This window comes from Streptomyces sp. NPDC111802, from assembly GCF_055634335.1.
Genome location: NZ_JBVKCZ010000038.1, coordinates 76,533 through 101,077, shown reverse-complemented (window position 1 = coordinate 101,077; position 24,545 = coordinate 76,533). Strand labels below are relative to the sequence as shown.

Below are 24,545 nucleotides of genomic sequence, written 5' to 3'. Positions count from 1 at the left end.
CGCAATCCACACCGAACCCAGGGGCCCTCACCTCGTTCAAGGACCACTCACGGGCGTGTCGCCCGTCACCAACGTCCCCGGACAACACACCTAGGCCGCCGGCTTGTGCCCCCACACGTACACCCGGTCGTTCTTCTTCAGCAGCCCCCACAGCTTTCGGGCGTCGCCCATGCGCAGATTGACGCAGCCCATGGAGCCGGGGCCGGTGAAGACGTTGCCGTAGATGCCGTGGAAGGCCTGGCCCCCGCTGAAGAACTGGGAGTAGGGCATGGGGCTCTTGTAGAGCGACGACACATGGTTCTTGTGCCGCCAGTAGATGCGGTGCCACCCGTTCCGCGTGCCGTACCCGTCCCGCCCGCTGCGGATGTGCACCGGCCCGTACACGACCTTGTTGCCCTGCTGCACCCAGGCCATCTGCCGGTCGAGATCGACGCAGGCGACCCGGTACTCCCGTACGGGGCACTGCTTGGCGGCGTTGGGGTTCGCGCCGGCCGAGAGCAGCTGCATGGTGGCCCAGGTCACAGGGCCGGCGTATCCGATGGCGGGCCTGATCTTGTACTTCTTCTGAAAGGTGCGGATGGCCCGGCAGTCGTCGGCCGACTGCTTACCGTCCACGCGCCGCTTCAGCCACTTCTCGACCTCGCGCTGCCGCAGGCCCGTCTCCTCGCTGCACTTCACATCCCCGAAGGAGTCCATGGGATCGACGTACTCGACGAGGTCGTCCGCCCCCTCCGGCGCGTCCTGCGGCTCGACGTCCTCCTCCTCGACGCTGGGCGTGTACACCTTCGGCGGCAACGCCTGGTCGGGCGTGTCGGTCTGCCAGAGCGGGAGCAGGCTCAGGGGGATTCCGGGCGCGACCTCCGCGTCGGGCCCGGACACCGGGGGTGCGGGGTCGGACTGCGGTCCGGAGACCGGTGGTACGGGGTCGGCGGTGTCCGCCGATGCGCTGCCGATGGGCCACAAGGTGGCCCCGGCGAGCAGCACGGCGATGCTCCGGCATGCGATACGTCCGCTGATCATGCGCACAGGGAAGCGTGAGGGTCCGCCCGGGCGGGGACGCCGCGCGGCGGGGTCACTCTTTTGAGGACCATGTTTTCGGGCCCCATAGGGTGCTCGGCATGAGCATCATCGGGGTCGGCATCGACGTGGCCGAGATCGACAGATTCGAAGCGGCACTGAAGCGCACACCCGGGTTGGCCGAACGGCTCTTCCTGGAGCGCGAGTTGCTGCTGCCCAGCGGCGACCGCCGGGGCATCGCCTCACTCGCCGCCCGCTTCGCCGCGAAGGAGGCCCTCGCGAAGGCGCTGGGCGCACCGGCGGGCCTGCTCTGGACCGACGCCGAGGTGTGCGTGGAGGACAGCGGACAGCCACGCCTGCGGGTGACGGGGACGGTGGCGGCCCGCGCGGCCGAACTCGGCGTCCGGTCCTGGCATGTGTCGCTGAGCCATGACGCCGGGGTGGCTTCGGCGGTGGTGGTGGCGGAGGGCTGAGCCGGGGCGGCGAGGAGTTGGCTTGGCCGGGGCCGAGTCTCGGCGGCGAACAACCAAGACGGCTGGGGCTGATCCGGGGCGGCGAACAACCACCACAGCCAGGGCCGAATCGCGGCGGCGAACAGCCGCCAGGGCCGGGGGCCAGCCGCGGCGGCGAACAACCACCACAGCCGGAGGCCAGCCGCGGCAGCGAACAACCAACACGGCCGGAGCTGAGCCAGGGCGGCGAACCGCCCACACGGCCGACCGCTGAGCCACGACGGCGAACAACCGCCCCAACCACGGACCGAACCACGACAACGAACCACCGCCACAACCGCCAACTGAGCCACGACGGCCAATGAATGCGACGCGCCTCGCCCCGTGCGGGAGACTCGTTCCCATGCGGACTGCATACAGCGTGGAGACGGTAAGGGCGGCCGAACGGGAGCTGATGGCACGGCTTCCGGACGGGACGCTGATGCAGCGGGCGGCGGCCGGACTCGCCGCGGCCTGCGCGGATCTGCTGGGCCGGGTGTACGGCAGCCGGGTCGTGCTGCTGGTCGGCAGCGGCGACAACGGCGGCGACGCCCTGTACGCCGGCGCCCGCCTGACCCGGCGCGGCGCGGGAGTCACGGCGGTGCTGCTGTCGCCGGAGCGAGCGCACGCGGAGGGGCTTTCGGCGCTGCGGCGGGCGGGCGGCCGCGCTGTCGGCATCGATGCGGCCGGGGAGTTGATCGAGCGCGCGGATCTGGTCCTGGACGGAATCGTCGGGATCGGCGGCAAGGGCGGCCTGCGCCCGGATGCGGCACCCCTGGCCGACGCGGCGGCGCGGTCGAGGGCCGCGGTGGTCGCCGTTGACCTGCCGAGCGGCGTGGACGTGGACACGGGCGAGGTACGCGGCACGGCGATGCGGGCCGACCTCACGGTCACCTTCGGCACTCACAAGCCGGGCCTGCTGATCGATCCGGCGCGGGAGTACGCCGGTGTGGTGCGGCTGGTGGACATCGGACTGGCGCTGCCGAACGACGCGGTGGAGCTGCAGGCGCTGCAACACGCGGACGTGGCAGGGCTGCTGCCGCTGCCGGCGGCGGAGACGGACAAGTACCGGCGCGGGGTCGTGGGCATCGCGGCGGGATCGTCGCGGTACCCGGGCGCCGCCGTGCTGGCCGTGTCGGGCGCGCTGCGGGGCGGGGCCGGGGCCGTACGGTACGTCGGTCCGGCCGGGGACGCGGTGATCGCCCGGTTCCCCGAGACGCTGGTGTCGGACCGGGGGCCGAAGAAGGCGGGGCGCGTGCAGTCCTGGGTGGTCGGCCCGGGCGCCGGTGACGACGCGGCGACGGTGGCGGAGGTGCTGGCGACGGACGTACCGGTGCTGCTGGACGCGGACGGGCTGCGGCTGGCGGACGCGGATGCGGTACGGGGCCGTACGGCACCGACCCTGATGACCCCGCACGCCGGGGAGGCGGCGGCGCTGCTCGGTGTCTCCCGGGAGGAGGTCGAGGGGGCTCGGCTGGCTTCGGTACGGGAGTTGGCGGGGCGGTATGCGGCGACCGTGCTGTTGAAGGGGTCGACGACGCTGATCGCGGACGCGGGCGGCACCGGGCCCGTACGGGTGAACCCGACGGGAACCGGCTGGCTGGCCACGGCCGGCAGCGGGGACGTGCTGTCCGGCCTGGCGGGATCGCTGCTGGCGGCCGGGCTCACACCGCTGGACGCGGCGAGCGTGGCGGCGTATCTCCACGGCCTGTCGGCGAGGTTCGCGGCGGACGGGGCGCCGGTCGGGGCGCATGACGTGGCGGAGGGGATTCCGGAGGCTTGGCGGGATGTGCGGGGGTGAGCGGCCAATCATCACCGGGACATGAACAGGCGGGCAGATCCGGCGGAGTGAGGTCGTGGGGATGCGGGCGATCGTCGTGGGAGCGGGCATCGGCGGACTGGCGGCGACGCTGAGCCTGCGCCGCGCGGGTGCCGAAGTGACGCTGGTCGAGCAGGTACAGCGCTTCTCGGAGACCGGCGCCGGAATCCAATTGGCTCCCAACGCCACGAGGGAGCTGCGCCGCCTGGACGTACTCGACGCGGTCGCCGCACAGGCCGCCCACCCCGCCCACGTGACCTTCCGCACCTGGTCGGACGGGTCGGAGATCTGCCGTTACGCGCTTGGCCGTGAGGCGGAGGAAGAGTTCGGGGCGCCGTACCTGGCGATCCACCGAGCGGATCTGCACGGCGCGCTGGCCGCCGCGGTGCCGCCGGAGTCGGTACGCCTGGACACCACGGTCGTCGGAATCGACCAGGACGACGACGCCGCCCATGTGACGACGGCGGCCGGCGAGCGCCTGACCGCGGATCTCGTGGTGGCCGCCGACGGGATCCGCTCCGCGGCCCGCCAGTGGCTCTTCGGCAAGGACGAGGCGGTCTTCTCGGGAACGGCCGCCTACCGGGCCCTGCTCCCGTCCGCCGAGGTGGCCGATCTGGACCTCCCCCCGCTCGCCGTCTGGCTCGGCCCGGCCCGCCACTTGGTGCACTACTGGGTGCGTCGCGGCGAACTGCTCAACATGGTGGCCGTGTTCAGCACGGAGGCGGCGGCACAGGAGTCATGGACGGCGAAGGCGGAACCCGGCGAGCCGCTGCGCGCGTTCCCCGACTGGGCCCCCCGGGTCCGCACGCTCCTCGAACGCGCGGGCCAGGTCTTCCGCTACGGCATCTACACCCGCACGCCCCTCACCCGCTGGCACGTCGGACGCGTAACGCTCCTGGGTAACAGCGCCCACGCGATGGTCCCGTTCCAGGCGCAGGGGGCGGCCCAGGCGATCCTGGACGCGGCGGTACTGGGCGACGCCCTGAAGGCCGCGACCCCGGCGGAGGTGCCCGAAGCCCTCGACGCCTACGTCCACCGCCGCCTGGCAACCGCGACCGGCATGGAGTCCCGCTCGGCCCGGGCAGGCGACGAATTCCACTTCCCGGACGGCCCACAGGCGCAGGCGCGCAATGCCCGGATGGCGGCGTACGCGGCCGAGCACAGGTTCATGCCGCAGGCGCAGGCGTGGAGAGTGGACGTACTGGAGGAGAAGCCGGAGCCGTGAGCAGCGCATCATCGGCCCCCGGGCGTTCTACGATCCGGCCGGCTCACAGGTTGACGCCCCGATGGAGATGTTTGTCGAACACGACTCCGCGCGCGTCCAGGACGGGCAGGACGGCTGCCGCCCAGGCCGATCGATACCCCTCGGCGAAGCCTGCCGCCCACTCCTCAGGATGGTCCGTGGCCTCCCCCGCCTCCCGAACCTGCGCCCGGGAGGTCCGGGTCCTCGGCGAACAGGTCCTCGGCCCGCTCGACCGTACGGGAACGCTCCAGCCAGGCATCCATGCGATCGAGGTCGGTACAGCTGGTGATGCGCTCACGCACACTGTCCGGTACGGGGATGCCACGCACCTCCAGCACGGACAGGATCCCCTTGGCCTCGCCTTTGGCCTGGCCTTTGGCCTGGCCTTCGGCTTCGCCGTCGGCCTTGCCTTCCAGGTAGGCCGTCTCACGGACCGTCCCCCGGCCGGGGAAGTAGCTGACGAACGTCGACATGATTGCCTTCCATTTCTCTCCGGCTGGAGTCTTACCCAGGGTGACTTCCAGGAAGTCGAAGAAGTACTTGGCGGTGTCAGGATCGGTTTTCTGCAGTTCCTGAAGGGCGCTGCTGATGGCCTCCAGTATGGCGCCGCACTCGGGGCTGCGGGCGTGTGCCAAGGCGGAGAGCGCGGCCATTGGGAGGTTTTTCGCCGCGGTCCGGGCGTCGGTGATCACCGGTAGGTTGTCCGGCCCGGCGACCAGGGGAAACGTCCGCAGAGCCGTCCAACCGCTTGTGCCGCAGTCGAAGGGACCGGCGGCCCACTTGGCCGTGGCTCTGTCCTGACAGACGACGAGAAGCAACACGGGCAGCCCGTACTTCGCCTGGAGGTAGCCGATGTAATACGCCCAACTCCACTCCTTGCCCGCGACCTTGCCCGACTGTGCCTCGACGGCAAGCAGAAAGTCCTCGCCGTCGGACGGGCCGATGCGCAGCACGGTGTCCACGCGACGTTCCAGCGGCCGGGTCTCCGTCACGTCCGTGGTGACGGCATCAACAGTCGCCTTCGCGGATAACGGCACACTCAGCACCCCGAACACGGGAGCCAGGATCTCGGGCCGCTCCTGGAAGATGCGGTGCATGCCCTCGTGAGCTGATGTGACCATGTGTGCAACCTTGATGGCGCGATGGATCGAAGATCCAGATGATGAGGGTACGTTCACTCTTTCGAGCAGCGAGTAAACGTTCACGCCGCCGAGGTCAGCTCGCACCACACGTATTTACCCGGGTTGCCGTCTCTGGTCAGCGGCTGCCACCCCCAAAGATCGGCACACGCCCGCACCAGAGCCAGCCCCCGCCCCTCTTCGGCCTCCCCGAGCCGCTCCAGCTCCCTCGGCGGCTCAGGCGGTTCGGGATCCGCATCCCACGCCCCGATCCGCAGCACGCCGGCCGACCAACGCACCCGTAGGGCAGCGGGCCCTTTGGTGTGGCGTACGGCGTTGGCGACCAGCTCGGTGGCGAGGAGTTCGGCGGTGTCGGCGAGGTTGATGAGGCCGTGCATGGTGAGGATGAGCCGGAGGGTTCGGCGGGAGACGGTGACGGCTCGGACGTCGTTCGGGATGTACAGCGTGTACTCCCAGGGTTCGGATTCGGGCATGCGTGAACTCCGTTCTGATGGAGGGGAGTTGTGCGGTGTCATTGCCGCGGCCGTCATGGCAGGACGGAGCGGTGCACTTCCGCAGCGTGTGCGTTGCATCACCGACGGTAGACCTTAGATTTAAGAAACAGCAAGCCGATCGCATACTCTGACCCCCGAACGAGTCGCGCTCACAAGCGCGTTGCACCGAGGAGCGTCGATGGGGACGAAACGCGAACCAACGGCACGTCAGATGCGTCTAGCAGTCGAACTACGCAGACTCCGCGATGCAGCAGGACTCAGCGCCCGCGAGGCGGCAGCGCTGCTCGGGGTGAACTCCGTCCAGATCAGCCAGATCGAATTCGGCACCTCAGGCGTGAGCGAGAAGCGCCTGCGTCGCATGGCGGCCCACTACGTGTGCGCGGACGAGGAGTTCATCGGCGCCCTGGTCGCCATCGCGACCGACCGAACACGCGGCTGGTGGGAGGAGTACCGGGGCCTGTTGCCCACGCCCTTCCTCGATCTCGCCGAACTGGAACACCACGCCACGTCCCTGCGAGAGGCCCAGTTTCTGTACGTCCCCGGTCCGCTACAGACGGAGGGCTACGCTCGCGCCGTCTTCTCCTACAGGGTTCCTGAACTACCCCAGGAGGAGCTGGAGTTGCGCGTCCGACACCGGATGCAACGAAAGGTGATCCTCGAGGGCCCTGCCCCTACACCGTACGAAGCCGTCATCCACGAGGCGGCACTGCGCATCATGGTGAGCGACCGCGCCACCTCACGGCTCCAGCTCGCCCGCCTCCTCGAACTCTCCGAAGCGGACCACGTCACCGTACGTGTCGTCCCCTTCGACTTGGAGGGGTTCGCCGGCGCCGCCAGCGCCATGACGTACGCGAGAGGCGCCGTACCCAGGCTGGACACGGTCGTACGCGATGGCCCCCATGGCGCGGCGTTCATCGATTCCGAAGGCCAGCTCGGCGCCTATCGAACGCTCTTCCGTAAAGTGGAGGACGTATCGCTCGATCCCGAGCGTTCGCGTGACTTCATCCACCGGCTGGCGAAGGAACTGTGAGGCCCATGGACACCCCCGACGCCTGGCGGAAGTCGTCCTACTCAGGCCCCGGCGACGGCGACTCCTGCGTGGAAATCGCAAACCGCCGCACGCAAATAGCCATCCGGGACTCGAAGGATCCGGCCAGGGCAACCCTCACCTTTCCAGCCGGATCCTTCGCAGCCTTCCTGGACGGCGTAAAAGCCAACTACTCCACCGTCACCGACTTCGCCAGGTTCCGAGGCTGATCCACCTCGTTCCCCCGGGCGGTGGCCAGCTCACAGGCGAAGACCTGAAGCGGCACCGTGGCCACCATCGGCTGAAGCAGGGTCGGAGTCGCCGGAATCCGGATCAGGTGATCCGCGTACGGCACCACCGCCTCGTCCCCCTCCTCCGCGATCACGATGGTCCGCGCACCCCGGGCCCGGATCTCCTGAATGTTGGACACGATCTTGTCGTGCAGAACGGACCGCCCCCGCGGAGAAGGCACGACCACAACCACCGGCAGATCGTCCTCGATCAGAGCGATCGGCCCGTGCTTCAACTCCCCCGCCGCAAACCCCTCGGCGTGCATATAGGCGAGTTCCTTGAGCTTCAGCGCACCCTCAAGGGCGACCGGATACCCCACATGCCGGCCGAGAAAGAGCACGGTGTTCTTGTGAGCGAGGCTCCTGGCCAACGCCCGCACCGGCTCCATGGTCTCCAGAACCCGCTCGACCTCACTACCGATGTGCGAAAGATCCCGCACCACGGCGTGAATCTCGTCCCCCCACTTGGTGCCACGCACCTGCCCCAGATAGAGCGCGACGAGATAACAGGCCACGAGCTGCGTCAGAAAGGCCTTGGTGGACGCGACCGCGACTTCCGGCCCGGCATGCGTGTAGAGCACCGCATCCGATTCCCTCGGGATGGTCGACCCGTTCGTGTTGCAGATCGCCAGCACCTTGGAGCCCTGCTCACGGGCATGCCGTAGCGCCATGAGGGTGTCCATGGTCTCGCCGGACTGAGAGATGGCGATGACGAGGGTCTGCTGATCGAGAATCGGATCCCGATACCGGAACTCACTCGCCAGCTCCACCTCACACGGAATCCGCGTCCAGTGCTCGATGGCGTACTTGGCGATCAGCCCGGCGTGAAAAGCCGTACCGCACGCGACAATCACCACCTTGTCGACTTCCCGCAGCTCGGAGGCGCTGATCCGAACCTCGTCCAGCGTCAGGGAGCCGGCGGCGTCGATGCGCCCCAGCAAGGTATCGGCGACCGCCTTGGGCTGCTCGGCGATCTCCTTGAGCATGAAGTAGTCGTAGCCGCCCTTTTCCGCGGCCGAGGCGTCCCAGTCGATGTGATACGGCCGCACATCCGCCGGCCGCCCGTCGAACCCGGTGACGGTGACCCCGTCCCTCCGCAGCTCGACGACCTGGTCCTGTCCCAGCTCGACCGCGGAGCGGGTGTGGTCGATGAACGCGGCGACGTCGGAGGCGAGAAAGGCCTCCCCTTCCCCCACGCCCACCACAAGCGGCGAGTTCCGCCGCGCCCCGACGACGACATCGGGCGCATCCGCATGCACGGCAACGAGCGTGAAGGCGCCCTCCAGCCGCCGACAGACAAGCCGCATGGCCTCGGCGAGATCGGCACAGACGGAGAACTCCTCGGCCAGCAGATGGGCCACGACCTCGGTGTCGGTCTCGGAGCCGAGCTCATGCCCCCGCTCCTCCAACTCGGCCCGCAGCCCGGCGAAGTTCTCGATGATCCCGTTGTGCACGACGGCGACGCGTCCGGCGTTGTCGAGATGCGGATGAGCGTTGGCATCGGTGGGCCCGCCGTGAGTGGCCCACCGGGTGTGCCCGATCCCGGTGGTCCCCGTCGGCAGGGGCCGCTCGGTCAACTCCTTCTCGAGATTGACGAGCTTCCCGGCCTTCTTGGCGGCCGCCAGCCCTCCGTCCGCGAGGACAGCGACCCCCGCCGAGTCATACCCCCGGTACTCCAGCCGCTTCAGCCCGGCCATCACGATCTCAAGCGCCGACTGCGACCCCACGTATCCCACGATTCCGCACATGCGGGGCAGCCTACGACCGAGTCGACGCCGGAAAGGGCCTGCGCGTGCCCGGATTCGGAAATTTCCATTGGCTGCGTGACTGACGAGTGCCTCATCAGGACCGTCGAAAATCGGCCATCTCTGCGAGCGTCGAACGCCGGACTTACACGACTCATACACAGCTGCCCCACAAGTTTCCCCACGATATGAGGGAATCGTGCACTCCGGAACGCGTTACCGGGCGGTAGGAGGTTTTACGCCAGCCACATCCGACCAGGTGGCCACCCCTTGTCCCGGCCTGCCGCCGTATGCCTATGGTTGCGCCCGCGCATGGCCGGATCTTGACCAGTCCGTCGCCGCGCGAGCCAATCAGCGACCGGGGGAACGGTGTCGCTACGGGGAGGGACCTTCTGTGCCGCAGTACCTGCAATCCGCGCGTCCCGCGCCGGCCTGCTCCTGGCGTTCCTGACACCGGGCAAAGCCGACTCGCTCGCTCTCAACGCCGCCTGAGCCTCGGTGCGCTGTGCATCCGCAGGCTCCGGGCCGGTTCCTTGCGATGAAAGGGACACGCTCTTGCGTTCCAGACCACCAACCTTCCTGACCCCACGGCCGGGAAGAAATGGGCTCTTCGCCCGAATAATTCTTCAATCGAGCATGGTGGCGATGCTGGCCTCGCTCGCCGTGCCGCCCGCTCTCGCGGCGCAGCCGGCGGGTAATGCCACAACCCGGTCCAGCGAACGGCCGGACGACTGGTTCGAGACCACGGCCGACGAACAGCTGCGGTTCGACCAGTGCCTGATGGCCGACGCCGTACGCCTTGGCGCCCCGCGCATGTACGGCTTCGCCCAGGACGCCCTCAACCAGACACCGCAGAAGCTGCGTGAGCTGGCCACGCTGGACGGCGCGTTCGACGGACCGCTGCGACAGGCCCACGAGAAGGACCGGAGCGACTGGAGCGCCACCTGGGAGCGCCTCCACGCGCGCAGGGACGCGTGGGAGAAGCCTCTCGACGGGCTGGAGACTCCGGGGGGATTCAACGAGACCACGTTCCACTGGGTCCCCGGCGTGCACAACGGCGATGACTTCTACGACCAGACCGGCCTGGGCAAGTGGGCCGGCGGCCTTCCGGACTGGAACAAGAGTTTCGACTTCTACGACCCGACGCCTGAGGCCGACGACAAGACCGCCAAGGCCGTCAAGGATCTCGGCACTCCGCTCTACGGTCAGGACCCCCACCCCGACCCGTCGAATCCGAATGACGACTGGAACCGGCGGTACTACGAACACCAGGCGTTCGAGGCGCTGTTCGACACCTTCCACGGTGACGGCGCCGATGACGCCCGTCTCTTCCTGGCCTCCGGTGGCTTCCCCCGCACCGCCCCCCAGCCGGGCACGGCCGAGTACCGCATCGCCGTGGAGGACATGAAGACCCGCTTCGCGTCCTGCGCCTGGCGGGACCCGATCGACCCGAACAAGGCCCTGCGCGAGGTGGAGGACACCGCCGCGCAGGAGTGGCAGCAGGAAATCACCTCCCAGGCCGCCGAGCGCAACCAGATCCTCAACGCCAATCGTGACGCCACGGCAGCGCTGACCAAGGGCGCGGAGTCGATGGCCGATCTGCTCGGCCAGTCGTGGATCGCCGACCACCTGGCGCGCTGGCAGGACTACTGGGCCCCAGGCGGTCTTGGCTGGATCGGTGATTCGCCGATGGTGATCCAGGTCGAAGCGGCCAAGGGCAAGTGTCTCGACGTCGCCGGGGGCAAGAAGGACAACGGCACCCCTGTACAGCTCTACACCTGCAACAACGGCGCGGCACAGCAGTGGCAGCTCTACCACAGCGATGGCGGCTTTGCCCTCTCCAACGTCAATTCCAACAAGTGCCTGGATGTGCAGAACGGCAACTCCGCCAACGGCACGAAGATCCAGATCTGGTCGTGCGACAGCGGCAAGGCCGTGAAGTGGCAGTTCGACGTGCGTGCTGCGGGCGAGCTGCGCAACGTGGCCACGGGTAAGTGCCTTGACCTGCACACCTTCGACAACAGCCAGGACTCGTGGCTGTGGACGTGCAACGGCTCCAACCCGCAGAAGTTCCGGATCGTCCCCAAGGGCCACCAGGGCGCGGACAGCCTCGGCTACCCGGACAAGGCCCAGTTCACCAAGGCCAAGGCGGGCATCACGGCCGCTCAGGCGCAGGCGGCCAAGCAGTTGGCGGCGCTGAAGGCGCAGTTGGCGACGGCGAAGAAGGCTGCCACCGCGAGCGACACCGCCGAGCAGGCCGCCTACAAGATCGCGGACACCAACGGCGCCCCGCGCGGCCGAGGTCTGCTGGTCGGCCAGCAGAAGGCCCAGGTCACCAAGGGCGCCGTCGCTGGTCTGGAAGCATTGGTGAAGGCCGGTGAGACGGCCGAGGCCGCCACCCGCGCCTCCGCCGGGGACAGCGAGACGATCACCCAGCGCGCTCTGGCACAGGCCGCGCAGTCGAAGGCCGAGTTCCGCAAGGCCGCCGCCGCGGCGGCAGAGGCGCAGGCCAAGGCCGCGGCGGATGCGGCCAAGCTGCACCGGGACAACGCCAAGAAGGACAAGGAGACGGCGGAGGCCAAGCTCTCCGTCGCGCTGAAGGCCGAGGGCGACGCGAAGGCGGCCGCCGCCGACGCCCACGCCAAGCGGCTCGCGGCCGAGGCCGAGGAGAAGACGGCCAAGGCGGAGAAGGAGAAGGCGGAGGCCAAGCAGGCCGAGGCCGCCCAGCACCGCAAGAACGCGGAGTCCGAGGCGACGAAGGCCAAGAACGCCAGGGACAAGGCCGAGTCCGCCGAGAAGACCGCCGAGGGCAAGCGCGACGACGCGGTCAAGGCCCGCGACAACGCCAAGGCCAAGCGCGACGACGCGTGGGACGCCGAGCAGAAGGCGGACGCCGCCCGCGCCAAGGCGGACGCGAAGGCCGCCTACGCCGACTCCCTGGACTCGGGCGAGGCGGCGGAGGCCGCTCGTGCCGCCGCCAATGACGCGGACAAGCACGCCGACGACGCCGAAGCAGCCGCCGGCCGGGCCCGTTCCGAGGCCAACGCCGCCACACAGGCCGCTGCCGACGCGGACGCGGCAGCCACCCGCGCCGAGGCGGCCGCCAAGCGGTCCCGCGCCGACGCCGACGCCGCGCAGGCCGCGAAGCTCAAGGCCGACGCCGCGGTGAAGACCGCGACCAGCGCGGCAGCGGACGCGATCGCAGCGGCCAAGCACGCCGCTTCCGAAGCGAAGGCCGCGGTCAAGCTGGCCGACGAGGCGGAGCAGCACGCCAAGGACGCCAAGTCCCAGGCCAACGAGGCGAACAAGGAGGCCGCCAAGGCCCTGGCCGCCTCGGCGAAGGCCGCCGGCTTCGCCCACGTCACCGCCCAGGCCGCCGTCGACGCCGGCAAGGCCGCCGCCAAGGTCGCCAAGCCCGCCAACGACGCCATCCAGCTCGGCTCCCCGTACGTCGACACCGACTCCGCCGCAGGCCTCGTCGTCCTGACCGGACAGGCGTCGAAGTCGATCGCCGACCAGCAGAAGGCCGTCGCCGACACCCACGCCAAGAACGCGAAGGCGGAGGCCGACGCGGCCAAGAACCTGGCCGAGCAGGCCAAGGGCGACGCCAAGGCCGCCTACCAGCACGCCGCCAACGCCGCCGCCTACGCGGCTGACGCCCGCGGCTACGCCAAGGAGGCCCTGGGCTACGCCGCCGACGCCGCCAAGGCAGCCTCACAGGCCTCGGCATCCCTGGCCCGCACCATCGAGTACGACCGTCAGGCCACCGAAGACGCCGCGGCCGCCGACAAGGCAGCAGGCCGCGCCGAGGGCTACGCCAAGGAAGCCCGCGACAGCGCCGACCAGGCAGCCCTGGACGCTGAAGCCGCCCGCTCGGCGGCCTCGGAGGCCGAGCAGGCCGCCAAGGACGCACGCGCCGCGGCCGACCGTGCCGACGCCGCCGCCACCGAAGCCGAAAAGGCGGCGAAGGACGCGGAGAAGTACGCCAAGGAAGCCCAGGAGGCAGCTCGGCGAACGGAGACCAAGAACCGCAACGACGAGATCGAGACCGGCGCCGGCGGCGTCGATGGCGTCTTCTTCAAGACGCGGGTCGAACCCGTCGGTGACCCGGAGATCCTGAACAAGGAAAACTGCAACGTCATCGTCCACTTCGGTGACTGCGTCATCACCGCGAACATCACCGCCAAGACGATCGTCGATGTCTACCTGTGCACGGCCACGAACATCCCGGATGTGCAGTCCGGATGCCCCGCTTCCGAAACCCTGTTCCTCGACACCGTCGAGCTGAAGCCTGAGACCAAAAAGGTCACCTACACGATCTCGCAGGCGGAGTTCAACGACGCCGTCGCCAAGGGCTTCGTCAAGGCCCTCACCGAGAACTTCACCGGCTGCTGGGACCGGATCACAGGTAGCGGCGGAACCCTGGGCAACTGCGGATGGGCACTCTTCGACATCGGCACCCTCGTCTTCGGCAACTTCGCCATCAAGGCCATCAAGGACGGCGTGACGGCCCTCGATGCCGCCTTGAGAACCGGTATCGCCATTGAGGATGCCTGGAAGGCCCTGCGCACGGCCGGCCTCACCCAAGCCGCCATCGAGGGAGTGACCTCAAAGCTCCTGCTGACCAGGTGCTTCCCGGCCGGCACCAGGGTGGCGACGGAAAACGGTCCCAAAGCCATCGAGGACGTCGAGGTCGGTGACCGGGTCTGGTCGCAGGACCAGGTCACGGGCAAGAAGTCCCTGCAGCCGGTGCTGAACCTGTTCCGCCACACCGTCGACTCCCTGGTCCGGATCAGAACCGCTGACGGTCACGTCGAAGCGACCGACTCGCACCGCTTCTGGGTGAGAGAACGGGGCTGGGTCGAGGCCGGCGAGCTGCGCGCCGGGGACACCCTGGAGGCGCGGGACGGCGGCGCCACACACGTCCTTGGCACCACGGTGGTCAGGGGATCTGTTGAGGTCTTCAACTTCGAGGTGGCGCGAAGCCACACGTACTACGTGTACACGGGATCGACGCCGGTCCTGGTGCACAACGAGTGCCTCGAGGGGATCGTCAAGGAACTCGTCAAGGACGGCGACCACATCGTTCTGGGGATCAATCCGTACTCCGATACGCTGGCCAGAGGGACCCTGGGCGGTGTCGGCGGCCTGAGCGGTGCCGGGGCACGGACGTTCAACCACAAGCTCCTCGGCAAGCCGGCCCCCAACGGTGACGGTCGTCCCATCTGGATGGTCGGCGTGGAGAAGGCGCTGGACAATCCGTCGGTGAAGTTGAGCATTTCACTGGACGGTGTACCGGACGCGAAGACCGCGGCGGAAGCCCTGAGCAAGCTTGTCGACCGTGGGAAGCCCTTGGTCGGCGGCGACTGGCAGACGGTGGCCAAGGTGGGAAGCAACAACGGCACCGCATGGGAAGTGGCGACGCTGCGTCTCAAGGTGATCCTCGGCCGCCGGGACTTCGACGCCGTCGACTGGTACTTCACCAAGCCGGGTGACAAGGCGCCGAGCCTGGTCAAGGACATGCCGAAGCCGGACTGGGCCCAGTGACCCGAAGACCGCGAGAACAGGAAAAACACAGAGAATGCCAGATTTGGTACGAGAGGGACGTCTGTTCCGGGTGGTCAGCTTCATGGCATCGCACCGGCAGCTGCTGCTGCGCAGCGACGCCACCGCCGTCGACGGAACGGACACCCGGGTCGAGGTGTACTTCGGACATGTGGAGCTCATGCTCCTCAAGCCCATCTACCCGAAGGGCATCCATGTCCGGCCGGCGTCGGAGGCGGAGTTCGCGGTGCTGAAGGAGCGGCATGACCTCCCAGCGGGGGATGCGGGCTTCACCTGGATGATCGAACCGGACGGGGACAGCTTCGTCGTCTCCGCCGAACCTGCGTGGCGCGAGGCGGACCGCAAGTTCGAGGACCCGTCCCTGTTCGACTTCGCCCAGCCCTGGCCCCCGGACTTCCCCGTGGAGTACGGCAGCGTCGGCTGACGCGAATGAGACGCTGAGGGCGCCACCTGCCACAGGGGGCGCCCTCAGCGCCAGAATCGTGAGGGCGTGACACACCCCACCCCCCACCCCGTTCAAACAGCGTTAACAATGGACTGTGATCTCTCCGGTCTCCCCGATGCCCCGGAGCGCCCACCGGCAGCGGCCGGAGGCGACTCCCTACGTCGACCTCACCCGCGCCGAGTGGAGCGCACTGCGCGAGAAGACCCCCCTCCCGCTCACCGCGGAGGAGGTCGAGAAGCTGCGCGGTCTCGGCGATGTCATCGACCTCGACGAGGTCCGCGACATCTACCTCCCGCTCTCGCGCCTGCTCAATCTCTACGTCGGCGCCACGGACGGCCTCAGAGGCGCGCTGAACACCTTCCTCGGCGAAAAGGGCTCCCAGTCGGGCACCCCCTTCGTCATAGGAGTCGCCGGCTCGGTCGCCGTAGGGAAGTCCACGGTCGCCCGACTCCTCCAGGCCCTGCTCTCCCGCTGGCCCGAGCACCCGCGCGTCGAGCTGGTGACGACGGACGGCTTCCTCCTGCCCACCAAGGAGCTCCAGGCCCGCGGCCTGATGTCGCGGAAAGGATTCCCCGAGTCCTTCGACCGCCGCGCGCTCACCCGCTTCGTCGCCGACATCAAAGCGGGCAAGGACGAGGTCACGGCCCCCGTCTACTCACACCTGATCTACGACATCGTCCCCGACCAGCGGCTCACGGTCCGCCGCCCGGACATCCTGATCGTCGAGGGCCTGAACGTGCTCCAGCCCGCCCTGCCCGGCAAGGACGGCCGCACCCGGGTCGGCCTCGCCGACTACTTCGACTTCAGCGTGTACGTCGACGCCCGCGCCGAGGACATCGAGCGCTGGTACCTCAACCGCTTCAAGCGACTGCGCGAGACCGCCTTCCAGAATCCCTCCTCGTACTTCCGCAAGTACACCCAGGTGTCCGAGGAGGAGGCCCTCGACTACGCCCGCACGATGTGGCGGACCATCAACAAGCCCAACCTGGTGGAGAACATCGCCCCCACACGCGGGCGGGCCGCCCTCGTCGTACGCAAGGGCCCGGATCACAAGGTGCAGCGGCTGAGCCTGCGCAAACTGTGACGGCTAGTCTGCCGTCCATGCTGCACCTGCGCCTGATCACCCCGGCCGACAAGACCGATGACGTGGTCCGCCTGATCGAGAATACGGTCGGGACGACCCACCTCGTCGTCCTGCCCGGTGCGGCCCGCGATCCCGCCGGGGACGTGGTGATGTGTGACGCGGCGCGCGAGGCGGGCGACGAACTCCTCACCGGACTCCAGCAGTTGGGCATCGAGGCCAACGGGTCCATCGCCGTCGAGAACATCGACCTGTCACTGTCCAAGCGCGCCGACAAGGCCGAGGAGGAGGCACCCGGCGAGGGCGCGGACGCGGTGCTCTGGGAGCACCTGGCGGACGCGACGCACGAGGAGTCGACCCTCTCCATCACCTACCTCGCCTTCATCACGCTCGCCACGATGATCGCGGCCTGCGGTGTGGTGCTGGACAACGCGATCCTGATCGTGGGCGCGATGGCGGTGGGGCCGGAGTTCGGCCCGCTGGCCGGCATCTGCACGGCCGTGGTGCAGCGGGCGCCACGTCTGGCACTGCGCTCGCTGATCGCCCTCCTGGTGGGCTTCGCCGTGGCGATGGTGGCGACGGTGGGCTTCAGCTACTTCATGGACGCCGTCGGCCTGTTCACGGAGGCCAAGCTGGAGGCCGACCGGCCCAACACCGGCTTCATCTACGCCCCCGACTGGTTCTCCTTCGTCGTGGCGGTACTCGCCGGCGCCGCCGGCACCCTCTCCCTGACGTCCGCCAAGTCCGGCGCCCTGGTCGGCGTCGCCATCTCGGTGACGACGGTCCCGGCCGCCGCCAACGCGTCCGTAGCCCTGATCTACGGCGATTCCAAGCAGACCTGGCTCTCGACGGGCCAGCTGCTGCTGAACCTGCTGGGCATCATCCTGGCGGGCACGCTCACGCTGCTGGCCCAGAAGTGGCTGTGGGCCAGGCAGCGCGAACTCAAGGCGAAGGCGGACGTCGTCTAGAAGCGCTGTTCGCAATCGGCGGCGATGTTGTCACCGACGTCGCGGAACACCACGTCCGCGCCGCCGTTACAGGTCACCGTGTCGCCGGGCATGCCGTCGCTCACGCCGATCGTGTCGTTGCCGGCGCCGGTCGCCACACTGTCGGTGCCCGGGCCGGCGTCGACGGTGGTGCGGACCGTGATCATTCCCTGGAAGGTGTCGTTCCCGTCGCCCATCCCGATCGCGAGACGCCCGACGGTGGCGGCGCTGCCGCAGTCGGCACTCGTGGCGGACAGTCGCGTACAACCCGGTCCCACCGCGACGCCCGTGGTGTCCATGAGGATCAGACGACCGCTGACGACGCTGGCCGTCATATGGTTCGCCACGCCGGCGCGTGCGCTGAGGAAGGCGTTGCCGAAGACACGGAACGCGGTGGAGCCGGGAGTCTGGGCCGCCGCCGGGGTGGCAAACGCGGTGACGAGGAGACCGGCGGCCAGGGCCGGGCCGACCACTCGCCTCAGGGTACCAGTCACCGGATGCGCACTCTTTGTTGCGCCGCCGGGGCAGCAGACCGAACCGCCCCGGACGGCGTCCCGTGGAACTAGCCCAGGGCCGACTTCACCACGTCGGCCAGCCGACCCGCCACAGACCTGGCCTGCTCGATGTCCGCGGCCTCGACCATCACCCGCACCAAGGGCTCGGTACCGGAGGGCCGCAGCAACACCCGCCCCGTCGAGCCGAGTTCCCGCTCCGCGTCGGTGACCGCCGCCGCGAGCTCCGCCGATGTCTTCACCCGCGACCTGTCCACGTCGGGCACATTGATCAGCACCTGCGGCAGCCGCTCCATCACGGCGGCGAGGTCCCGCAGCGTACGACCGGTCTGCGCGACCCGGGCCGCCAGCAGGAGCCCGGTCAGGGTGCCGTCACCGGTCGTCGCGTGATCGAGGATGATGACGTGCCCGGACTGCTCGCCACCGAGGGCGTAGTCGTGCTCCTTCATCTCCTCCAGCACATACCGGTCACCGACGGCGGTCTGCACCAGCTTCAGCCCCTCGCGCTCCATCGCCAGCTTGAAGCCGAGGTTGGACATCACGGTCGCCACCACGGTCTCGGACCGCAGCGCGGACCGCTCCCGCATCGCGAGCGCGAGCACGGCGAGGATCTGGTCGCCGTCCACCTCGTCGCCGGTGTGGTCCACGGCGAGGCAACGGTCGGCGTCACCGTCGTGCGCGACGCCGAGGTCGGCCCCGTGCTCGCGGACGGCGGCCTTCAGCTTGTCCAGATGCGTGGACCCGCAGCCGTCGTTGATGTTGAGCCCGTCCGGCTCGGCACCGATGGTGACGATCTCGGCCCCGGCCCGGGTGAACGCCTCCGGCGAGACGCCCGCCGCGGCACCGTGCGCCTCGTCGAGGACGATCTTCAGCCCGTCCAGCCGGTTGGGCAGGACACTGAGGAGGTGGGCGATGTACTCCTCGAACCCTTCGTCGTACGACCGCACGCGCCCGACAGCCGCCCCGGTCGGCCGCTCCCACGGCTCGCCGTGCCGGTGCTCGTCGTAGACGGCCTCGATACGGTCCTCCAGCTCGTCGGCGAGCTTGTGGCCGCCGCGGGCGAAGAACTTGATGCCGTTGTCGGGCATGGCGTTGTGGCTGGCGGAGAGCATGACACCGAGGTCGGCGCCGAGCGAGCCCGTGAGGTACGCCACCGCCGGCGTCGGCAGCACACCGACGCGCAGGACGTCCACGCCGGCGCTCGCGAGGCCCGCGACCACGGCGGCCTCCAGGAACTCCCCGGACGCGCGCGGGTCCCGCCCGACCACCGCTTTCGGCCGGTGGCCCGCGAAGGTGCCCGCCTCGGCCAGTACGTGCGCCGCCGCCACGGACAGACCGAGCGCCATCTCGGCCGTCAGATCCGCGTTGGCGACACCACGCACGCCGTCCGTGCCGAAGAGTCGTCCCACTTGTCCTCCTGAGGAAACATCAGTTCCGGAAGCGGAGCCGGCGCTCGCTGTGCCGCCGGGGGCTCCCGCTTCCAGGCATTCCATGCCTGGGCATCGGATCACACAAGCCTTTGAACGTCTTGTGCCGTTATACGCCCGAGGCCGGGGATAAGACGAACGCCCCGGCGGCACTGTGGCGTGCCGCCGGGGCGTTCGGAGTACCGGAGTACGAGCAGAGGCAGCTTGCGCTTAGCGCTTGCTGTACTGCGGGGCCTTGCGGGCCTTCTTCAGACCGGCCTTCTTGCGCTCGACCGCACGGTCGTCGCGCTTGAGGAAGCCGGCCTTCTTCAGCGGGCCGCGGTTGTTGTCGACGTCGGCCTCGTTCAGCGCGCGGGCGACACCGAGACGGAGCGCACCGGCCTGGCCGGAGACACCGCCACCGGCGATGCGGGCGACGACGTCGTAACGGCCCTCGAGCTCGAGGACCTTGAACGGCTCGTTGACTTCCTGCTGGTGCACCTTGTTGGGGAAGTAGTCCTCAAGGGTGCGACCGTTGATCTTCCACTTGCCGGTGCCCGGAACGATCCGGACGCGGGCGATGGCGTTCTTGCGACGGCCCAGGCCGGCGGCCGGCTGGGGCTCACCGAAGCGCGAGGCGAGGGACTCGGAGGTGTACTCACCCTCCACCGGAACCTCGGACTCGGTGGTGTAGCTGTCGATGTCGATGTTCTCGACGTTCTCGTCGAGCGGCTGCTCGGCAGTGGTCTCGGCCACGATTCTCCTCAGATTCTCTTCAGTCTTAGGGGGTGGCCGGACTTACTGCGCGACCTGGGTGATCTCGTACGGCTGCGGCTGCTGCGCGCCGTGCGGGTGCTGGTCACCCTTGTAGACCTTCAGCTTCGAGAGCATCTGACGGCCCAGCGTGTTCTTGGGGAGCATGCCCTTGACGGCCTTCTCGATGGCCTTCTCGGGGTTCTTGTCGAGCAGCTCGTCGTAACGGACGGAGCGCAGACCACCCGGGTAGCCGGAGTGGCGGTACGCCATCTTCTGGGTCCGCTTGTTGCCGGAGAGGTGCACCTTGTCGGCGTTGATGATGATGACGAAGTCACCGGTGTCGACGTGGGGCGCGTAGATCGGCTTGTGCTTGCCCCGCAGGATGGAGGCGGCGGTGCTGGCGAGACGGCCCAGGACGACGTCCTGAGCGTCAATGACGTGCCACTGGCGCGTCACATCGCCGGGCTTGGGGCTGTACGTACGCACGGTTCGTAGCCTTCGCTTCGAGTGAATGGTCCTGAACAGGTCACCGAAACGATCACGACAGCCTGAGCCACTGCGGCGACGCATACCGCGTACGTGGGGTTGCTGGTCATCGGCCCGGTGGACCGGTGTAAGGGCCCGTCCCGTGAGAATGAGCAAGCCAATACACAACGAACATGCAGGATACCCGCGGGGCCGTGGCCGGGTCAAAACGGGACGGCTACCGCTGGGCAACCCCCATTTTACGGGCTTCCGGCACGGTGCTGCGCACGCCGGGCCGACGCTCCCCGCTTCTGGAGCAGTGCACCGCCAGCGTCACCGCCAGACCGCACAGCGTCACCGCGTCCCTGAAGGCCCGCCGCTGCACCGTTTCCAGATAGGGCCACGTCACCCCGGGCAGCTGCGGCACCAGTACCAGCCAGAACCAGGGCCCCCGCCCCACCGATCCCTCGCACGGCAGCCCGGACAGCAGCACCGGCACGACGACCAGCAGATAGTGGTCGTACGACGGCCTGGAGACCAGGAACGCCGAGAGCATCAGCATCGCCCCCGTCTCCGCGAACCTCAGCGGCCCCCCGCTCCCGCTCCGCCACCGCCGGTACGCGCACCCCACCCCCACCCCGGCCATCCCGAACGCGATCAGCCCGGCCGCCGTCCCCGGCACCCCCACCCGCGGCAGCACCGCGACCGGCGACGCCTCATAGAGCCGTACGAAACCGTCGTCGCCGCGGAGCAGAAACGGCAGGGTCCGAGTGAGGAACCCCGCAGGGTCCGGCAACGACAACGCAGCCCCCACGGACGCCGCCACCGGCACCCCGGCCATCGCCCCCAGCCCCCGCCACCGTCCCGCGAACACGAACAGCAACCCCATCGGCGCCAGCAACGGCTTCAGCGCGACCGCCGCCCCGAACACCACCCCCGCGGCCACCCACCGCCCCCGTCCGGCCAGCAACAAGCCGAACGGCAGAGCGAGCGCGGCCGTCGCCGTCCAGTTGCCCAGCAGGACGAGATGGGCGAACGGCGCGAATCCGGCCGCGAGGCCGATCAGGCCGAGGGCCGCGAAGCGGCTGCGCAGACCGACACCGTGCAGCCGTAGCGCGCACACCCAGCCGGCCACCAGACATCCGGTCACCGCCACCGGCACCAGCACACTCAGCGCCCACCGCGGCACCAGCGCCTGCGGAGCCGCCGCCAGCACCGCGCTCGGCAGATAGAGGAAGTGGGAGTCGTCATACGGCGAACCCCCGGCCAGCCAGACCCGCGCCGCCCGCACGACGATCGCGTTGTCCATCCCGCCGTCCGAGGTCACCCGCGCCGTACGCACCGCGAGGGCGACCAGTACGGCCCCGAGCGCCGCCCACAGATGCCACGTGGCGCGTCGTACCAACCACCCGGAGATGTCGCTTTTGTGCTCGCTCACCATGTGAACGCTAGGTGCCTGTGCGCCTCTTGGGGCGGACCGGCACACCCCGGCTCCGTCTAAGATGCGGCCCATGAGCTATGGGCAGCAGGGGGGACCCCAGTCCCAGTGGGATCCCTGGAAACCGCATTCCCAGCAGCCGTGGAACGACGGCGCCGACGGGACCCCGGACTGGGCCGCGCTCGCCGAGGCGTCCGAGAGCCGCAACAAGCGGCGCCGGCTGCTGTTCATCGGCGGGGGCGCGCTGGCCACCGTCGCCATCGGTGCAGCCGTCGCCGTGGCCGTGGTGTCGGCGAACGACGGCAACTCGACGGCAGGCAAGCCGACTTCGAACCTGCCCGCCACGGCGGATCTGCCGGGCGAGTCCGCCTCGGCGCCGTCGTTCGAGCCGACGAGTGCTCCGCCGCCGCTGGACCCGAAGGACTTCATCTCCAGCAAGAGCAAGGACACCGCCCCGCTCGGCGCCCAGATCCTCTTCCCGGGCACACAGCTGACCATGGGCGAGACGGTGTACAAGAAGGGCCCGACGGACGACACGAAGAACTGCTCCGCGGTCACCAAGGGCGGTCTCCCGAAGATCCTCACCACGGGCGGCTGCACCCGCTTCCTGCGCGTCTCCTACATCAGGGACGGCATCGCGGTGACGGTCGGGGTCGCCGTCTTCGACTCCGAGGCGCAGGCCGCCAAGGTCAAGGGCCAGGTCAACACCAAGAAGGACATCGTCAGGTCCCTCTCGGGCAAGGGCGTCGCGGACTTCTGCACCTCGTCCGTCTGCCGCTCGACCTCCAACTCCTACGGCCGCTACGCCTACTTCACCATCACCGGCTTCACCAACGGCCGGGACATGACGGACAAGGACACCAAGGCGTTCCAAACCGGCGACGACCTGGCCGAGTTCACGTTCCGCCAGATCCGCAGGCGGGGCGAGGCACAGGCGTCGGCAGCCGCCGAGTAGCAGGAGCGGCCGGCGACTCGTCCGCCGCCGGCCGCCCGCTCACAACCGCTTCGCGCTGCGCAGCGTCTTCGCGTAGTACCCGTTGCCGTCGAGCCGGGACACTCCGCCGACGTCGCCGATGGTCGGCCCATTGACCTCCTCGCGGCTCGACACGAAGATCAGATGCCCCTCGGTGTCATGGCCGAGGACCATGCCGACGTGGTCGAGTCGCTCGCCGGTGCGGGTGTCGAGCTTGAAGAAGACGAGGTCGCCCGGCTGGAGCTGGTCGATGGCCGAGGGCCGGTCCTTCGCCGAGATCCCGGCGAGCGGCAGGATGTCGACGCCCGCCTTGGAGCGGGCCATGCCGTTGGCGGTACGGGGCAGTCCGTCGCCGGAGGTGTCCGAGGACATCAGGGGGTAGCGGGCCCGGTAGCCCAGCACCATGCGCATGAAGCCCGAGCAGTCGATCGAGCGGGCCTTGGCGCCCTCCGGCTGCCCGACGACGCCGTCCCGGAACGGGTACTGCACCCCGAGGTAGTCGTAGAAGTCGGACTGCTCCAGGCGCAGGTCCCCGCCCTCGGCCCCGGTCGTGTTCAGCGGACCGAAGTTCGCGTCACCGGCGTAGACGGTGCCCTGCGCGTCCTTCTTCACCGGTGCGCCCGCCACGTACTGGAAGGCGAACGCGAAGATGTCGTCCTTCTTGCTGTCCTTGAACTCGGCGTACCAGTCCTTGAACCACTTCTTCCGCTCCGCGCCCTTGGCCCACGGCTCCGGCATCAACCGCACCCAGTCCGTGGTGCTGACCTTGGACGCGGTCGAGGCCGGCTCCTGGAAGGTGCGGGCCGGCCCGGTCAGGGTCGCGGTGCGCGCGCCGTCCGTGAAGACGGCCTTGATCTGGCCGTCGGACCCGCGCAGCACGGAGCGCGCCGGGTTCTCCAGCCGGGACCAGGTCTGCTTCCCGGTGTCCGTGGAGGCGGCGGTGCTGCGGCCGCCCTCCAGGACGCCGACGTTGCGCACCTCGGTGACGCCCTGTTCGTCCTGCCCCCGCAGTTCCACCGTGAGGTAGCCGGAGGTGCCGACGAGCGCCAGCAGTACCAGGCCCGTGACGACGGGCCGCGACTTCTTCTTCCCTGCCATCGTTGTGTGCTCCTCGGTTCTCAGACGGTCGGCATGACGCCGAGCAGCAGGCCGGCGGCGACGACGATGTAGGCCATGAGGGAGACGGTGCCGGTGGCCAGCAGCGTGGCCCCCTTGGGCTGGCGCACCATCTGGTAGGCGATCAGGCCCGGCACGATGAAGCCGAGCGTCTGGTTGCCGTACAGCAGCGGGAATTCGAGCGAGAGCACGATCATCACCGTGGCCTGCAACAGCACGCCCAGCAGCACCACCGCGGCGAACAGCCGCTTGCCGTACAGGATCACCAGCCGCTGCATGATCTTGGTGCCGCCATAGGTCAGGGCGGTGACGCCCACCACCATGGCCGCGCGCTGGAGGTCCTCGATGAGGGTGAGCGCGAGCCAGCCGGGGGTGATCATGCCGCCGGGCGACAGATTGGTCGTGAGATAGCAGAGCAGCGAGAAGAACAGGCCTATGGCAATGCCGAGGGCAGCCATCTCGGGGGTCAGGGCGGCGGTGGTCAACGGGGTCTCCGGACGAGGGGATGCGGGTTCAGGGGCGGAGCGGGCACACGGT

At 69.2% G+C, this 24,545-nt stretch carries 21 protein-coding genes; 10 read left to right on the top strand and 11 right to left on the bottom strand.

Annotated features, from left to right (window positions below; genetic code table 11):
- Positions 1 to 90 precede the first annotated feature (90 nt).
- Positions 91 to 1,020 carry a L,D-transpeptidase family protein gene (locus ACZ7NC_RS33705; protein ID WP_471493789.1) on the bottom strand — a complete coding sequence of 310 codons (930 nt, stop codon included), beginning with the start codon at positions 1,018 to 1,020 and terminating at the stop codon, positions 91 to 93.
- Positions 1,021 to 1,118: 98 nt separating this feature from the next.
- On the opposite strand from ACZ7NC_RS33705, the gene ACZ7NC_RS33700 reads away from it, so the two are divergent.
- From ACZ7NC_RS33700 to ACZ7NC_RS33690, 3 genes are all read left to right on the top strand, one after another.
- A complete protein-coding gene (locus ACZ7NC_RS33700; RefSeq protein WP_471493787.1) occupies positions 1,119 to 1,490 on the top strand; it encodes a holo-ACP synthase in 372 nt (123 codons plus the stop codon).
- 382 nt (positions 1,491 to 1,872) lie between these two features.
- On the top strand, positions 1,873 to 3,309 hold the full coding sequence (locus ACZ7NC_RS33695; RefSeq protein ID WP_471493785.1) for an NAD(P)H-hydrate dehydratase: 1,437 nt from the start codon (positions 1,873 to 1,875) through the stop codon (positions 3,307 to 3,309).
- A gap of 61 nt (positions 3,310 to 3,370) precedes the next feature.
- A complete protein-coding gene (locus tag ACZ7NC_RS33690) occupies positions 3,371 to 4,552 on the top strand; it encodes an FAD-dependent monooxygenase (RefSeq protein ID WP_471493783.1) in 1,182 nt (393 codons plus the stop codon).
- 164 nt (positions 4,553 to 4,716) lie between these two features.
- On the opposite strand, the gene ACZ7NC_RS33685 is transcribed toward ACZ7NC_RS33690, so the two are convergent.
- The gene (locus ACZ7NC_RS33685) at positions 4,717 to 5,667 is read right to left on the bottom strand and encodes a hypothetical protein (RefSeq protein ID WP_471493803.1); all 951 of its coding nucleotides are present in this window, start codon (positions 5,665 to 5,667) and stop codon (positions 4,717 to 4,719) included.
- 104 nt (positions 5,668 to 5,771) lie between these two features.
- Positions 5,772 to 6,182: an ATP-binding protein gene (locus ACZ7NC_RS33680; protein ID WP_471493781.1), complete on the bottom strand. Its 411-nt coding sequence runs from the start codon at positions 6,180 to 6,182 to the stop codon at positions 5,772 to 5,774.
- A gap of 199 nt (positions 6,183 to 6,381) precedes the next feature.
- Here ACZ7NC_RS33680 and ACZ7NC_RS33675 point away from each other — a divergent pair, with 199 nt between their 5' ends.
- Together ACZ7NC_RS33675 and ACZ7NC_RS33670 are read left to right on the top strand one after the other, a co-directional pair.
- Entirely contained in the window at positions 6,382 to 7,233 is an 852-nt protein-coding gene (locus ACZ7NC_RS33675) for a helix-turn-helix domain-containing protein (protein ID WP_471493779.1), read from the top strand.
- A 5-nt stretch (positions 7,234 to 7,238) separates the two neighbouring features.
- Positions 7,239 to 7,460 (top strand): DUF397 domain-containing protein, encoded by a 222-nt coding sequence (locus ACZ7NC_RS33670; RefSeq protein ID WP_471493777.1) that lies wholly within the window; start codon positions 7,239 to 7,241, stop codon positions 7,458 to 7,460.
- Here the strand turns inward: ACZ7NC_RS33670 and glmS are convergent.
- Positions 7,421 to 9,268, bottom strand: a complete 1,848-nt coding sequence (gene glmS, locus ACZ7NC_RS33665; RefSeq protein WP_471493775.1) for a glutamine--fructose-6-phosphate transaminase (isomerizing) — start codon at positions 9,266 to 9,268, stop codon at positions 7,421 to 7,423. The genes ACZ7NC_RS33670 and glmS overlap by 40 nt on opposite strands.
- A gap of 642 nt (positions 9,269 to 9,910) precedes the next feature.
- Between glmS and ACZ7NC_RS33660 the strand changes: the two genes are divergently transcribed.
- From ACZ7NC_RS33660 to ACZ7NC_RS33645, 4 genes are all read left to right on the top strand, one after another.
- Complete coding sequence (locus tag ACZ7NC_RS33660; RefSeq protein ID WP_471493773.1) at positions 9,911 to 14,812, top strand: polymorphic toxin type 27 domain-containing protein; 4,902 nt, start codon at positions 9,911 to 9,913, stop codon at positions 14,810 to 14,812.
- A gap of 82 nt (positions 14,813 to 14,894) precedes the next feature.
- Entirely contained in the window at positions 14,895 to 15,254 is a 360-nt protein-coding gene (locus ACZ7NC_RS33655; protein WP_471493771.1) for a hypothetical protein, read from the top strand.
- 136 nt (positions 15,255 to 15,390) lie between these two features.
- The gene (gene coaA, locus ACZ7NC_RS33650; RefSeq protein WP_471493769.1) at positions 15,391 to 16,359 is read left to right on the top strand and encodes a type I pantothenate kinase; all 969 of its coding nucleotides are present in this window, start codon (positions 15,391 to 15,393) and stop codon (positions 16,357 to 16,359) included.
- Positions 16,360 to 16,376: 17 nt separating this feature from the next.
- Positions 16,377 to 17,324, top strand: coding sequence for a DUF389 domain-containing protein (locus ACZ7NC_RS33645; RefSeq protein ID WP_471493766.1), 948 nt, complete (start codon positions 16,377 to 16,379; stop codon positions 17,322 to 17,324).
- Here ACZ7NC_RS33645 and ACZ7NC_RS33640 read toward each other — a convergent pair.
- The 5 genes from ACZ7NC_RS33640 to ACZ7NC_RS33620 form a co-directional block, all read right to left on the bottom strand.
- Entirely contained in the window at positions 17,321 to 17,815 is a 495-nt protein-coding gene (locus ACZ7NC_RS33640) for a hypothetical protein (protein WP_471493764.1), read from the bottom strand. The two genes, ACZ7NC_RS33645 and ACZ7NC_RS33640, sit on opposite strands and share 4 nt — an antisense overlap.
- An 89-nt stretch (positions 17,816 to 17,904) precedes the next feature.
- Positions 17,905 to 19,263 (bottom strand): phosphoglucosamine mutase, encoded by a 1,359-nt coding sequence (glmM, locus tag ACZ7NC_RS33635; RefSeq protein WP_471493762.1) that lies wholly within the window; start codon positions 19,261 to 19,263, stop codon positions 17,905 to 17,907.
- A gap of 228 nt (positions 19,264 to 19,491) precedes the next feature.
- Positions 19,492 to 20,016 (bottom strand): 30S ribosomal protein S9, encoded by a 525-nt coding sequence (gene rpsI, locus ACZ7NC_RS33630; RefSeq protein ID WP_356583573.1) that lies wholly within the window; start codon positions 20,014 to 20,016, stop codon positions 19,492 to 19,494.
- A gap of 42 nt (positions 20,017 to 20,058) precedes the next feature.
- Positions 20,059 to 20,502: a 50S ribosomal protein L13 gene (rplM, locus tag ACZ7NC_RS33625; RefSeq protein WP_030046395.1), complete on the bottom strand. Its 444-nt coding sequence runs from the start codon at positions 20,500 to 20,502 to the stop codon at positions 20,059 to 20,061.
- Positions 20,503 to 20,719: 217 nt separating this feature from the next.
- Entirely contained in the window at positions 20,720 to 21,922 is a 1,203-nt protein-coding gene (locus ACZ7NC_RS33620) for a glycosyltransferase family 87 protein (protein WP_471493758.1), read from the bottom strand.
- 70 nt (positions 21,923 to 21,992) lie between these two features.
- On the opposite strand from ACZ7NC_RS33620, the gene ACZ7NC_RS33615 reads away from it, so the two are divergent.
- Positions 21,993 to 22,874: a hypothetical protein gene (locus ACZ7NC_RS33615; RefSeq protein WP_471493756.1), complete on the top strand. Its 882-nt coding sequence runs from the start codon at positions 21,993 to 21,995 to the stop codon at positions 22,872 to 22,874.
- A gap of 39 nt (positions 22,875 to 22,913) precedes the next feature.
- On the opposite strand, the gene ACZ7NC_RS33610 is transcribed toward ACZ7NC_RS33615, so the two are convergent.
- Together ACZ7NC_RS33610 and ACZ7NC_RS33605 are read right to left on the bottom strand one after the other, a co-directional pair.
- Positions 22,914 to 23,990, bottom strand: a complete 1,077-nt coding sequence (locus ACZ7NC_RS33610; protein ID WP_471493753.1) for a C40 family peptidase — start codon at positions 23,988 to 23,990, stop codon at positions 22,914 to 22,916.
- A gap of 20 nt (positions 23,991 to 24,010) precedes the next feature.
- Entirely contained in the window at positions 24,011 to 24,493 is a 483-nt protein-coding gene (locus tag ACZ7NC_RS33605; RefSeq protein WP_030950648.1) for a poly-gamma-glutamate biosynthesis protein PgsC/CapC, read from the bottom strand.
- Positions 24,494 to 24,545 lie beyond the last annotated feature (52 nt).